Annotated in this window: 8 protein-coding genes; 4 read left to right on the top strand and 4 right to left on the bottom strand. The window is 70.5% G+C overall.

Going from position 1 to position 13,223, the window contains the following annotated elements:
- Positions 1-147 precede the first annotated feature (147 nt).
- Complete coding sequence (locus AB0A90_RS12635; RefSeq protein WP_357245765.1) at positions 148-1,146, top strand: inositol-3-phosphate synthase; 999 nt, start codon at positions 148-150, stop codon at positions 1,144-1,146.
- Positions 1,147-1,178: 32 nt separating this feature from the next.
- Here the strand turns inward: AB0A90_RS12635 and glgA are convergent, their stop codons facing one another.
- The gene (gene glgA, locus AB0A90_RS12630) at positions 1,179-2,396 is read right to left on the bottom strand and encodes a glycogen synthase (RefSeq protein WP_357245762.1); all 1,218 of its coding nucleotides are present in this window, start codon (positions 2,394-2,396) and stop codon (positions 1,179-1,181) included.
- Positions 2,397-2,468: 72 nt separating this feature from the next.
- On the opposite strand from glgA, the gene glgC reads away from it, so the two are divergent.
- Positions 2,469-3,701, top strand: a complete 1,233-nt coding sequence (glgC, locus tag AB0A90_RS12625) for a glucose-1-phosphate adenylyltransferase (RefSeq protein ID WP_357245759.1) — start codon at positions 2,469-2,471, stop codon at positions 3,699-3,701.
- Positions 3,702-3,732: 31 nt separating this feature from the next.
- The gene (pgm, locus tag AB0A90_RS12620) at positions 3,733-5,373 is read left to right on the top strand and encodes a phosphoglucomutase (alpha-D-glucose-1,6-bisphosphate-dependent) (RefSeq protein WP_357245756.1); all 1,641 of its coding nucleotides are present in this window, start codon (positions 3,733-3,735) and stop codon (positions 5,371-5,373) included.
- 130 nt (positions 5,374-5,503) lie between these two features.
- On the opposite strand, the gene AB0A90_RS12615 is transcribed toward pgm, so the two are convergent.
- From AB0A90_RS12615 to wecB, 3 genes are all read right to left on the bottom strand, one after another.
- Positions 5,504-6,424, bottom strand: coding sequence for an NAD(+)/NADH kinase (locus tag AB0A90_RS12615; protein WP_357245753.1), 921 nt, complete (start codon positions 6,422-6,424; stop codon positions 5,504-5,506).
- Positions 6,425-6,515: 91 nt separating this feature from the next.
- Positions 6,516-9,620 (bottom strand): M14 family zinc carboxypeptidase, encoded by a 3,105-nt coding sequence (locus AB0A90_RS12610; protein WP_357245750.1) that lies wholly within the window; start codon positions 9,618-9,620, stop codon positions 6,516-6,518.
- Positions 9,621-9,752: 132 nt separating this feature from the next.
- Complete coding sequence (gene wecB / locus AB0A90_RS12605) at positions 9,753-10,835, bottom strand: UDP-N-acetylglucosamine 2-epimerase (non-hydrolyzing) (protein ID WP_357245747.1); 1,083 nt, start codon at positions 10,833-10,835, stop codon at positions 9,753-9,755.
- Positions 10,836-11,033: 198 nt separating this feature from the next.
- On the opposite strand from wecB, the gene AB0A90_RS12600 reads away from it, so the two are divergent.
- Positions 11,034-13,178: a bi-domain-containing oxidoreductase gene (locus AB0A90_RS12600; protein WP_357245744.1), complete on the top strand. Its 2,145-nt coding sequence runs from the start codon at positions 11,034-11,036 to the stop codon at positions 13,176-13,178.
- Positions 13,179-13,223 lie beyond the last annotated feature (45 nt).

The following is a 13,223-nucleotide window of genomic DNA, read 5'->3' as shown; positions in this document are numbered from 1 at the left end:
CTCCGGGTGGGGGTGGACGCGAAGGGCTACCCAGACGACGGAGTGCCGCTCGGGCGTGGGCCTCCGCGCGCGAAGGTGACCTAGCCTCTGGCCATGGTCGAACGGGCGTGGGCCTCCGCGCGCGTGGAGGTGGCATAGCCTCCGGCCATGATCAAACGGGTGAAGGTAGCGGTCGTCGGCGTCGGCAACAACACGTCGGCGTTGGTGCAGGGGCTTGCTCTCTACCGCCAGAGCGGCAGCCTGGTCGGCATCCGCCGGCCGACGATCGACGGGCTCGGGGTGGGCGACATCGACGTCGTGGCGGCCTTCGCCACCTCCGCGGAGAAGATCGGTCGGGATCTGACCGAGGCGATCTTCCTGCCGCCCAACAACTTCCCCCGGCTGAACTGCGACCTGCCCCGAGCAGGTGTGCCCGTCACGAAGGGCCTCGTCGACGCGACCGGGGTGCCGCGGGTCGCGGCGGCGTTGGCCGGTGCGGAGGTGCTGCTCTACTCGGCGCCGAGTGGCCGGCCGGAGACCGCGCGGGCGTACGCCGAGGCGGCGCACACCGCCGGCGTCGCCTTCATCAACACCACCTCCGACCCGGTCGCCCGCGACCCGCACCTGCTGGACAGGTTCACGGCGGCCGGACTGCCGCTATTCGGCGATGACCTGGCCAGCCAGTTCGGCACCTCGGTGCTGCACAAAGCGCTGCTGCGGCTGCTCGAGGAGCGGGGCCTCACGCTGGTCAGCTCGTACCAGGTCAACCTGGGCGGCACCGAGGACTTCCGCAACCTTGTCGCCAACCCCAACACGAAGAAGCAGTCCAAGCTCAACGCCCTGACGGAAGGCCACCCCGCCGAGCGACCCGCCACCGAGCGACCCGCTGCCGAGCGACCCGCCGGCGGCAGGGTCGAGGTGGCTCCGCTCGGCTACCTGCCGCACCTGCGCTCGCAGAAGGTGGCTCACCTCAACATCGAGGCGCAGGGTTGGGGCGAGACAGCGGTGAGCCTCGACGTGAAGCTGACGGTGCACGACCCCAGCGGTGCCGCCGGGGTCAACATCGACCTCATCCGCATCGCGGCCAGCGCGCTCCGCACCGGGCGTGGTGGCCATTCCGCCGAGGTGACGTCGTTGCTCAAGTCCCCTCCAGGAACTGCCGTCTGAGGCGGCGATGGCCGCGTCGAGGCTCGCCGTCCTCAGCCCGCGTCGCGGCCCGCGCCGACGGAGCGGTACACGTCGAGGGTCTGACCCGCGATGGCGTCCCAGGAGAAGTGGTCCACCGCGCGCTGGCGACCGGCCAGGCCGAACCGCCCGGTACGCGCCGGATCGGCGAGCAGCGTGTTGATCGCCGCCGCCAGGTCGGCGACGAACGTCCCCGGTTCCAACGGGGTCCCCGACCCGTCGCTGACCTGCTCGATCGGCACCAGCAGGCCCGTCTCGCCGTCGGCCACCACCTCGGGGATGCCGCCGGTCGCGGTTGCCACCACGGCCGTCTCGCAGGCCATCGCCTCCAGGTTGACGATGCCCATCGGCTCATAGATCGACGGGCAGACGAAGACGGTGGCGTGGGTGAGCACCTGGATCACCTCGGGCTTGGGCAGCATCTCCGCGACCCAGACCACGCCGGAGCGGTTGGCCCGCAGCTCGGCGACCAGGCCCGCCACCTCGGCGGCGATCTCGGCGGTGTCCGGTGCGCCGGCGAGCAGCACGAGCTGGGTGTCCGCCGGCAGCTCCCGCGCGGCCCGCAACAGGTAGGGCAGCCCCTTCTGTCGAGTGATCCTTCCCACGTAGACGACGCTGGGTCGGGACGGGTCGATGCCGAGCCGGTCGAGCACGTCGGTCGCCTGATCCGGCGCGTACTGAATGGTGTCGATGCCGTTGTAGACCACCCGGACCCGGTCCGGGTCGATCTGCGGGTAGGCGGTGAGCACGTCGTTGCGCATCCCGCCACTGACGGCGATCACCGCGTCGGCGGCCTCCATCGCGGTGCGCTCGATCCAGGAGGAGAGCGCGTAACCGCCTCCGAGCTGTTCGGCCTTCCACGGCCGCAGCGGCTCCAGGCTGTGCGCGGTCACCACGTGCGGCACCCCGTGGAGCAGTTTCGCGGTGTGGCCGGCCAGGTTCGCGTACCAGGTGTGGCTGTGCACCACGTCGGCGCCGGCCGTGCCGGCGGCCATCTCCAGGTCCACGCCCATCGTGCGCAGCGCGGCGTTCGCGCCGGTCAGGCCGGGCGGTTCGGGGTACGCGGTGACGCCCGGCTCGGTGCGCGGCAGACCGAAGCAGTGCACCCGGACGTCGGCGCGGCGGCGCAACTCCCGGGCCAGGTACTCGACGTGCACCCCGGCGCCGCCGTAGACCTCCGGCGGGTACTCGCGGGTGAGCAGATCGACGCGCAGCGGGGTGGGTTCCGTCATGACCCCGCACCCTAATGCAGAAGAGTCCCCGTACGAGTGGTGAAGTCCGACGCGGGTGGATAGCGTCGTGGCATGGCTGCCAAGGTGCTCGCGATCGTCCTGGCGGGTGGTGAGGGCAAGCGCCTGATGCCACTCACCACGGACCGGGCCAAGCCGGCCGTCCCGTTCGGCGGGATGTACCGCATGGTCGACTTCGTCCTCTCCAACCTGGCAAACGCCGGCTATCTCAAGATTGTCGTGCTGACCCAGTACAAGTCCCATTCCCTCGACCGGCACATCACCAAGACCTGGCGGATGTCCACGCTGCTCGGCAACTACGTCACCCCGGTGCCCGCGCAGCAGCGTCGTGGCCCGTGGTGGTTCGCCGGCTCGGCCGACGCCATCTACCAGAGCTTCAACCTCATCAACGACGAGCAGCCCGACTACGTGATCGTCTTCGGCGCCGACCACATCTACCGGATGGACCCGCGGCAGATGGTGGAGGACCACATCGCCTCCGGTGCCGCGGTCACCGTCGCCGGCATCCGCCAGCCGCTGTCGATGGCCGACCAGTTCGGCGTCATCGAGGTCGGCGAGGACGGCCGGAAGATCCGGGCGTTCCGCGAGAAGCCCACCGACGCGGTCGGTCTGCCGGACGCGCCGGACGAGATCTACGCCTCGATGGGCAACTACGTCTTCACCACCCGTGCGCTCTGCGAGGCGGTCGAGCGCGACGCGGCCGACAAGTCGAGCAAGCACGACATGGGCGGCAGCATCATCCCGATGCTCGTCGAGCGGGGCGAGGCGAACGTCTACGACTTCCGCGACAACGAGGTGCCGGGCAGCAACGACCGGGACCGCGGCTACTGGCGGGACGTGGGGACGCTCGACTCGTTCTACGACGCGCACATGGATCTGATCAACGTGCACCCCGTCTTCAACCTCTACAACTTCGACTGGCCGATCTACACCGAGCAGCCGCCGTGGCCGCCGGCGAAGTTCGTCCACCAGTGGGGTGAGCGCGTCGGCCGGGCGGTCGGCTCGATGGTCTCGCCCGGTGTGGTGATCTCCGGTTCGCTGGTGGAGAACTCGATCGTCTCGCCGAAGGTGCGGGTGCACTCCTGGGCGCACGTCGAGGGCTCGGTGCTGATGGAGGGTGTGGAGATCGGCCGGCACGCGGTGGTCCGGCGGGCCATCCTGGACAAGAACGTGTTCGTCCCGGAGGGCGTCGAGATCGGCGTCGACCTGGAGAAGGACCGGCAGCGCTACACCGTCTCCGACAATGGCATCGTGGTGATCGGCAAGGGCCAGAAGGTCGAGCCGTGAGCGACAGGCACTCCCCGAGGAGGATTCCGCAGTGACCCACCCCCGTGCCGGCCAGCCCGCCGAGCCCGCCGACCTGGTCGACGTGCCGCGCCTGGTGACCGCCTACTACGCCGAGCATCCGGACCCCACGGACCCGGCCCAGCAGGTCTCCTTCGGCACCTCCGGCCACCGCGGCTCCAGCCTGCGCAACGCGTTCAACTCCGACCACATCCTGGCCGTCACCCAGGCGCTCTGCGACTACCGACGGGAGCAGGGGCTGGACGGGCCGCTCTTCCTCGCCCGGGACACCCACGCGCTGTCCGCGCCGGCCGCCGTGGACGCCCTGGAGGTGCTCGCCGCCAACGACGTCACCGTGCTCGTCGACAGCCGCGACGGCTACACCCCCACCCCGGCGCTGTCGCACGCGATCCTCACCCACAACCGGGGACGCACCAGTGGGCTCGCCGACGGGATCGTCATCACCCCGTCGCACAACCCGCCGGACGACGGCGGTTTCAAGTACAACCCCACGAACGGCGGGCCGGCCGACACCGACGTGACCCGGTGGATCCAGGACCGCGCCAACGCGATCCTGGCCGCCGGGCTCAAGGAGGTCCGCCGGATCACCCACGCGCGGGCGCGGGCCGCCGACACCACCGGGGAGTACGACTTCCTCGCCCACTACGTCGACGACCTGCCCTCGGCGATCGATATCGACGCCATCCGCGACGCCGGGATCCGGATCGGCGCGGACCCGCTGGGCGGGGCGAGCGTGGCGTACTGGGGTGAGATCGCCGAGCGGCACCGGCTGGACCTGACCGTGGTCAACCCGACGGTCGACCCGACCTGGCGGTTCATGACCCTGGACGGCGACGGCAAGATCCGGATGGACTGCTCCTCGCCCAACGCCATGGCGTCGCTGATCGCCGCCCGCGCCGACTATCAGATCTCCACCGGCAACGACGCCGACGCCGACCGGCACGGCATCGTCACCCCGGACGCGGGCCTGATGAACCCCAACCACTACCTGGCGGTGGCGATCGATCACCTGTTCCGGACCCGTACCGAATGGGGTCCGAACGCCGCGGTGGGCAAGACGCTCGTCTCCTCGTCGATGATCGACCGGGTCGCCGCGGACCTGGGTCGGCCGCTGCTGGAGGTACCGGTCGGCTTCAAGTGGTTCGTGCCCGGGCTGCTCGACGGAGCGGTCGGCTTCGGCGGTGAGGAGAGCGCCGGGGCGTCGTTCCTGCGCCGCGACGGCTCCACCTGGACCACCGACAAGGACGGCCTCCTGCTCTGCCTGCTCGCCGCCGAGATCCTGGCCACCACCGGGCGCAGCCCGAGCGAGCACTGGGCGGAGTTGGCCGAGCGGTTCGGCGCGCCCTCGTACGCCCGGATCGACGCCCCGGCCACCCGGGAGCAGAAGGCCGTGCTCGGAAAGCTCTCCCCGGACCAGGTCACCGCGACCGAACTCGCCGGTGAGCCGATCACCGCGACGTTGACGACCGCCCCCGGCAACAACGCCCCGATCGGCGGCCTCAAGGTCAGCACGAAGTCCGGCTGGTTCGCCGCGCGCCCGTCCGGCACCGAGGACGTCTACAAGATCTACGCCGAGTCCTTCCAGGGCCCCGACCACCTCAAGCAGATCCAAGAAGAAGCCAAAAACCTGGTAGACCAGGCCCTAACCCCCTAACCCCTGCCCCCTCCGGGTCCGCCTTGCCCAAGTTGATCAAGAAGTTTGCGTCAGGACACGCCGCGCGGGTGACGCAAACCTCTTGATCAACGGGGCTGAGGGTGGGGTGGGGGGTGGCAGGGCAGGGGGGTTAGCAGGGTGGGGGGATTTCTTGTTGGGCTCTTCGTCGTAGTTCTTCGGGGAGCAGTTCGCGGAGCTGCTCCGGCAGGAACGGCAGGTCGAGCAGGGTCATCTTCAGCTGGTTGCGTTCCTGGTAGCGCAGCGGGTCGAAGCGGACCACCAGGCCGGCGTTGCGGCGGTACGTGATGTCCACGGCCCCCTCCGTCGCGGCGTCGCGGAACACCAGCCCGTCCATCTCCACCACGACCGGCGACGAGTCGGGCCGGAGTTCCAACCGGATCTTCTCGTCCGGCGAGAGCACCACCGACCGGGAGATACCGGCCATCGGCGCCGACGGCGTGATCACCACCGAGTCCGCGGCGGGGGAGATCAGTGGGCCACCGGCCGCGTAGCTGTACGCCGTCGAGCCGATCGGGGTGCTCACCACCACGGCGTCGCTGCGGTAGTAGCCGTACTGCTGGCCGTCGATGCCGAGGGTGACGCTGACGAAGCCGGAGCCGGGCTGGCGGACCAACGCGATGTCGTTGAACGCCACGACGTCGTCACCGCAGACGTCGCAGGCGAGGCAGGCGTGCGACTCGACGGTGAAGTCCTTCGACAGCAGCCGGCTCAGCGCGTCGGGCAGCTCCGGCGGCTCGATCTCCACGAGAAACCCCAGATGACCCAGGTGTACGCCGAGCACCGGCTTCGGGTCACGGATGGCGGAACGTAGCGCACCCAGCATGGTGCCGTCGCCGCCGATGCTGATCAACGCGTTGGAGCGGGTGGCGACCTCCTCGGCCGGCACCGGTTCGACGCAGGACGGTACGCGGTGCTGGTCCTCCTCGCGCACCATCAGCGTCTTGTGGTGGCGCGTCGCCCACCGTTCGATGATCCCGACCACCTCGGTGACATCCCGGGTGGGGTGCAGCACAAGTCCCAGCCCCGACACCCGTACAGCTCACCACATTCGCGGTGGCCGCACCCGGCGTACCGCGAAGGTGCGCCGACGGTCCGGGGACCGTCGGCGCACCTCGCCGCCGTCAGGGTCGGGGTTGACCGCTGAGGTGCCTCAGCGAGCGGGCGACCAGGTCGTCGCGGGCCGCCGGGGGCAGCCCCTCCAACCCGAAGCCCAGGTAGACCGTGTCGGCGGTGGCCACCACGGAGCCCTCCTCGAACGCCCGCTGGCTGCGCGACCAGTCGGTGGCGTTGCCACCGGATCCGGCCGGCGGACCGGCGACCGTCCAGCCGTCCAGGTCGGCCGACTCGAACGAGGTCTCCGCCACGGTCGCCCCGTCGACGAGCACCCGGGCGTCGTCCACGAAGACACCCAGCCCCTGGGTGGCCCAGTCCGAGGCGTACGTGATCGACACCTCGACCTGCTTGCCGGCGTAACCGGACAGGTCCGTCACGAACTCCTTCCAGCCGCCGGAGGCGCCGGACGCCGCGTTCCAGCTGCCGGTGCTCCCGGTGGGCGAGCAGTCCGCACCCTGGTAGTGGGCGAGGAACGGGTGCAGCCCGACCCAGTCGCTGGCACAGCTCTCCCCGGTGGACGTGCTGGTCTTGCCGTTGACGTCCGGCAGGGTCGTCCAGTTGTCGGTGCCCACCTCGTGCGCCTCGACGAAGAGGAAGTCCCAGTCCTGCTCGATGTCGTACGAGGTGAAGAAGCGCAACTCCGCACTGCTCGCCCCGGTCAGGTCCACCGTGCGGGTGAGCCGCTTGTACGACTCGTCGCTCTGCCCGCTGTGCAGATACCACTCACCGGTACGCGGATCGAACGGCGCGCCGCCCGGCCGGGTCCAGCCCACCGGCGCGGAGCTGGCGAACTGGGGGAACTCGTCCGGCGGCAGGAAGCCCGACGTGGTCAGGAACGACGCGCCGTGCTCCTGGTTCTGCGCCGACCCGGGTGCGTTGAGCTGCCCGCTGAAGCCGGCGAACGCGCCGTCGGTGCCGGCGACCGGATACGGTCCCCCCTCCGGGGAGGTGCCGCCGTCGCTGACGTAGGTGTACGCGCCCAGCCAGTACTGCTGGAAGTCGTTCAACAACGGCAGGCAGGCGGCGGACTCGGCGTCGGTGCACTCGGGCGGCGCGTCCGGGTGGTAGACGTACGACCCGTTGGCGCCCTGGGCGTACAGCGCGTACTGGCCGCTGATCAGGAGCTTGCCGCCCTCGTTGAGGTAGTCCCGCACGGCCAGTTCGGTGTCCAGCGCCGCCTTGGCCGTGGTGCCGGGCACCTGGTCGGGGGAGCGCACGATGATGTCGTCGCCGGTCTCCCAGACCACCGTCTTGTAGTGCGACAGCACGCCCAGCGGGTGGGGTGCCGCGCGCTTCATCGCGTCGAAGTCGTACACGTCGCTGCTGCGCCCGGCGGCGCTCAGTGACGCCGCGACCTCGTCGGCGTACTTCGCGGTGGTGCCGGTCTGCGTCGGGCTGAGGCCGGTGACGTCCTCCATCGCGAGGACCAGCACGTCGCCGCCGATGTCGCGGTGCACCTGGTAGGTGAAGTGTTGACTGGCGACCACCCCGGCCCGGGGTTTGTTGCCGGTGAACCAGACCTCCACCCGGTCACCCGGCTTCGCGCCGGTGACCGTGCCGCGCAGCTCGGCGTAGTAGTCGTCGTGCGTGTCGCCGTACCGCTCGCCGCCGCGCCACTCGCGGACCGCGACCGTCTTCGGTCGCCCGCCGTTGACCGTGTAGTGCATCCGGACGTTCTTCAGCGCCCGGCGGGTGATCGAGGCGACCTGCTGGGTGCGCCCGTACGAGGTGTCGAACGCGTCCACCACGAAGTCCGGGGTGCTGCGGCCGACCACCGACACCGGGTCGTCCGGGTCCGCCGCGGATCGGGCCACGGCCAGCGCGAACGGCAGGTTCTTCTGCACCTCACCGGCGATGAGGGCCTCGTCGTCGGGGAAGATGAACTCGCTCGCGCAGTCCTCCGGGTGCCACTGGTCGTCCGGGTCGACCGCCGAGGCGGCCTCGCAGGTGGACATCTCCGGCGTGAAGCCCAACGTGCCGTACTTGACGGTGGCGTGGCTGTCGGTGTCACCGTTGGTGGTGTACAGCTCGGCGGAGATGTCCGGGTCGTAGCCGGGCACCGCCGGGTGCGCGTCGTCACCGGCCATCGCCTCGTAGATCACGTCGTCCGGGGTGGGGGTGCTCACCTGCCAGCCGACGCCGTAGAGCAGCAACTGGGCCGCCGAGTGGTAGTTGACGAAGAACTCGAACCCGACCCGCTTGAAGAGCCGGTCCAGGGCCTTGGTCTCCGGCTCCGAGTTGGGGCTCGGACCCCGGTAGGTCTCGCTGTTCGGCTCCGGTGAGGAGCCCTCGTTGTCGTACCCCCACTTGTAGCTGAAGTTGCGGTTGAGGTCGACGCCGTCGCCCGAGGTGATCTGCCCGTCGCCGTTGTTGTCCCGCAGGTTCTTGCGCCACAGCCGGTTGCCGGGGGTGAAGGTGTGGTCGTAGCCGTCCGGGTTGGCGACCGGCAGGAACCACAGCTCGGTGGTGTCCAACAGACGGGTGATCTCCCGGTCGGTGCCGTAGCTGTCCAGCACGTGGTGCATCAGCCGGCGGTTCATCTCCGGCGTGATCCACTCGCGGGCGTGCTGCGCACCGGCGTAGAGCACCGCCGGTCGCTTACCGTCCTCGACGGTCCGCGCGTTCTTGGTGACCTTCACGGCGAGGATCGGCTGGCCCTGCTGGGTGCGGCCGATCGTCTCCACCTTGGCCAGCTTGGGATGACGGGCCGCGGTGGCGTTCAGCTCGTCCCGGAGGCCGCCCGGCTCTCCGTAGGGACGGAACGCCGTCCAGCCGGCCGCGGCCTGCTCCCGCAGCGCCTGCGAGGCGTCCTTGCCGCGAACCTTCTTCACCGACAGGGGGACGCCCTGGTCGGTGAGCCTCTTGGCCTGCCGGCGGCTGAGCACCGTCTCGACTGTGGTCTGTCCGGCCGCGTCGGTCTTCGCGTCGTGGCCGAGGTCGACCCCCGCCGCGCGCAGTTGGTCCCGCTGTTTCGCGTCGACCGTGCCGACGTACACCTCCAAGCCGTCGCGTGCGACCGGGTCGGACGGTGGCTTCGCGCTGGCCGGCGGGGTCAACGCCAGTGCGCCGAGCAGGGTGAGCACGCCGGCGATCGCCAGTCGTCTCGGTCTCATTCGCGCCTCCTTGGGTGAAGGACCTGTAGGCGCGAGCCTTCGGTGCGGCGTGAACGATGTCAATAGTTCAATGGGCGCGAGGTGGCTGCCCGTGTTGGTGTGGGTGCCGCCTGTGATCGTGTGGTGGACTGGCTACCGGAGTGTCGCCGAGATGATGTCCGCGATGCGGTCACCCGCCGCGCCGTCCCACATCGGCGGGGTGGGCCAGCTGGCGGGTCGAGGCGCGGCCACCGTGCTCGCCACGGTCTCGGCGAGCGTCGACCGGGTGACGAGGCGGTTCGTGCCGTGCGTGATCGTGATCGGGCGTTCGGTGTTGGGCCGCAGCGTCAGGCAGGGCACGCCGAGCATCGTCGTCTCCTCCTGCACCCCGCCGGAGTCGGTGACGACGACGGCGGCGCCGCGCACCAGGCTGACGAACTCGAGGTAACCCAGCGGGGCGACGACCCGCAGCGCGCGGTGCGAGAGCAGGCCCGCGCTTTCGAGGTGTCGCCGGCCGCGCGGGTGCAGCGGCAGGATGACCGGGAGTTGGTCGGCGACCGCGTGCAACGCCTTGACCAGGTCGACGACGTCTGTCGCATCGTCGACATTGCCCGGTCGGTGCAGCGTGGCCACCACGTAGCGGTCGGGCAGCGCGAGCGTCGCCCGGATGCCGGCGACGTCGAAGCGGTCGAGATTGGCCAGCAGGGTGTCGATCATCGGGTTGCCGACCAGATGGATCTTCTCCGCCGGGACGCCCTCGGTCCCGAGGTGCGACACGGCGTCGGGGCTGGTGGCGAACAACAGGTCGGACACGTGGTCGACGACGATCCGGTTGATCTCTTCGGGCATGGACCGATCGAAGCTGCGTAGCCCTGCCTCGACGTGCGCGACCGGGATGCCCAGCTTCGACGCGACGAGGGCGGCGGCGAGTGCGGAGTTGACGTCGCCGTAGACGACGGTGAGGGCCGGGCGGTCGGCGATCATCAGTTCTTCCAGGCCGGTCATGACGCTCGCGGTCTGGCTCGCGTGGCTTCCCGAACCGACTCCCAGGTTGATGTCCGGCTCGGGCAGGCCCAGCTGCCGGAAGAACACCTCGGACATCCGCTCGTCGTAGTGCTGTCCGGTGTGGACGAGGCGCTGCGTCACGCCGTGCCGCTCCAGCGCGCGGATCACCGGTGCTGCCTTGGGGAAGTTGGGACGTGCACCCGCGACGTGCAGAACGGCGTCGGCTGGCATGGCTCTCCTCGGAAATTCGGTGCGAATCAACGGCGGCGCGCCAATAGTACAAGTTATCCAGTTTAAGGCATCTAATCGTCATAGAATGCCGAATGACGGATGCATTGCGGTGTGCGTCGCCCGGACCGGTGACCTGCCGTGAATGATGTTCTCAATTCCGAAGGCAGGCAGAGCCGCGTGAAGCAGATCGTCCAATCGGTGTCCGGCGGAGAATTGCGCATCGTCGACGTTCCCCAACCGGAGCCTGGTGCCACCGAGGTGCTCGTCGCCACGCGCAGGTCCCTGCTCTCGGCGGGAACCGAGCGCGCCGTGCGCGAGCTGGCGTCGGCGAGCCTGCTGCGCAAGGCGCGGGCCCGGCCGGATCTGGTCCGCCAGGTCGTCAACCGGGCCCGCACCGGGGGAGTCCGCTCGACGCTCGCCGCGGTGCGCAGCCGGCTCGACGAGGACATGCCGCTCGGCTACAGCGCCGCGGGTGTCGTCGTCACGGCCGGCGCCGCCACCGACGGCATCCGACCCGGAATGCGGGTCGCCACCGCGTCGGTGGGGCACGCCGAGTACCAGGCGGTGCCGGGTCTGCTCGCGGTACCCGTACCGGAGTCGGTGTCCGACCAGGCGGCCGCCTTCGGCGCGGTGGCGGCGATCGCCATGCAGGGCCTGCGGCAGGCCGAGGTGGGTCTGGGTGGCTCGGTCGCGGTCGTCGGTCTCGGCCTGGTGGGGCAGCTGACGGTACGACTGGCGCTCGCCTCGGGCCTGCACGTCATCGGCATCGACCTGCGCGACTGGACCGCTCAGTTGGCCGGCGAGTGCGGGGCCGTCGGCCTGGTCGAGGCCGGTGCGGCGACCACCGAGCAGATCATGGAACTGACCCGTGGCCGGGGCGTCGACGCGGTCCTGATCACGGCGGCGACACCCTCGTCGGAGCCGGTGGCGCGCAGCACCGAGATCGCCCGCGACCGCGCCCGACTGGTCGTGGTCGGTGACGTCGGTCTGGACCTCGACCGTCGACCCTTCTACGAGCGTGAGCTGGATCTCCGGTTCGCGCGCAGCTACGGTCCCGGCCGCCACGACCGGGCCTACGAGGAGTGGGGCATCGACTATCCGATCGGCCACGTGCGCTGGACGGCACGGCGCAACATCGAGGCGTACCTCGACCTGGTGGCCAGCGGTCGGGTCGCGGTCGACGACCTGGTGACGCACGTGTACGAGGTGGAGCGCGCGACGGCGGCCTACGACGTGCTGGCCTCCGACCCGCGCTCCCTCGCGGTGCAGCTCAGCTACTCGGCTCCCGCACAGCCGTCCCGGCAGACGATCACCCTCCGGCCGCGCCGCACCTCGACGTCGCCACGGGGCGGCCTGATCGGGGCCGGCGCCTACGCCAAGGCGACGTTCCTGCCCGCGCTCAAGGCGGCGGGCTGGGGAGACGACCTGGTCGCCATCACGTCGGCCCGGGGCCTGTCCGCGCGGCACGCGGCCGAGCGCAACGGCATCGCCGTGGTCGCACCGACAGTCGAGGACCTGCTGGTTCGCGACGACGTCGACGTGGTGTTCATCCTCAGTCGCCACGACTCGCACGCCCGCCTGGTGGCGCAGGCGCTCGACGCCGGCAAACACGTCTTCGTGGAGAAGCCGCTCGCGTTGACCCAGGACGAACTCGACGAGGTCCGGGCCGCCTACGACCGCAACTCCGGCCACCTGTTCGTCGGGTTCAACCGTCGACACGCGCCGATGGTCGTGCACGCCAAGTCGGCCCTGGCGTCCGGGTCCGGGCCGATCACCGTCGCCTACCGGGTCAACGCCGGGCAACTGCCCGCCGCCCACTGGTATCACGACCGACGCCAGGGTGGCCGCATCCGGGGCGAGGTGTGCCACTTCATGGACCTCGCGTCGTGGCTGGTGGGCGAGCAGCCGCGGGTCGTGCACGCGTACGGCAGCGGGCGCGGCGAGCCGGGTCTGGAGGAGGACGTGAGTGTCCTGCTCGGATACCCGGACGGGTCCACGGCGACGATCACGTACTCCACCCGGGGGCACCGGCGGACGCCCAAGGAGCGCCTGGAGGTCCTCGGTCGCGGGCACACGGTGGTGATCGACGACTTCCGGCGTCTGGAGATCGACGGCCGGGAGGTGAAGCGGGTTCCCGGCGGCAAGGGACACCAGGAGTTGCTCGCCCGCACCCGAGCGGTGATCGCCGGGAACGTGCCCGACGACCGGGACCTCGACGCCTCCTTCGGCACGACGAGGGCCGCGCTGTCCGCGATCGCCGCCCTGGCCGGCATCCAGGAACACCCGTCGCGGCTGCCCACCCAGGTCGACCTGGAGAGCGTGCGGGCCGGCTCGACCTCGTGACACCCCCGCGCCCGGCGGCCGGGCGCACCGGGCGCGACGGGTCAG

Origin of the sequence: Micromonospora sp. NPDC049204 (genome assembly GCF_040647935.1) — a bacterium.
Taxonomy (GTDB): Bacteria; Actinomycetota; Actinomycetes; order Mycobacteriales; family Micromonosporaceae; genus Micromonospora.
Note: the sequence above shows the minus strand (reverse complement) of the source record. Positions and strands in the feature narration are given on the sequence as shown.

Excerpts from the sequence above, each read along its gene's own strand:
- AB0A90_RS12635 (WP_357245765.1), top strand. The coding sequence starts at position 148 with ATGATCAAACGGGTGAAGGTAGCGGTCGTCGGCGTCGGCAACAACACG.
- glgA (WP_357245762.1), bottom strand. The coding sequence starts at position 2,396 with ATGACGGAACCCACCCCGCTGCGCGTCGATCTGCTCACCCGCGAGTAC.
- glgC (WP_357245759.1), top strand. The coding sequence starts at position 2,469 with ATGGCTGCCAAGGTGCTCGCGATCGTCCTGGCGGGTGGTGAGGGCAAG.
- AB0A90_RS12610 (WP_357245750.1), bottom strand. The coding sequence starts at position 9,620 with ATGAGACCGAGACGACTGGCGATCGCCGGCGTGCTCACCCTGCTCGGC.
- wecB (WP_357245747.1), bottom strand. The coding sequence starts at position 10,835 with ATGCCAGCCGACGCCGTTCTGCACGTCGCGGGTGCACGTCCCAACTTC.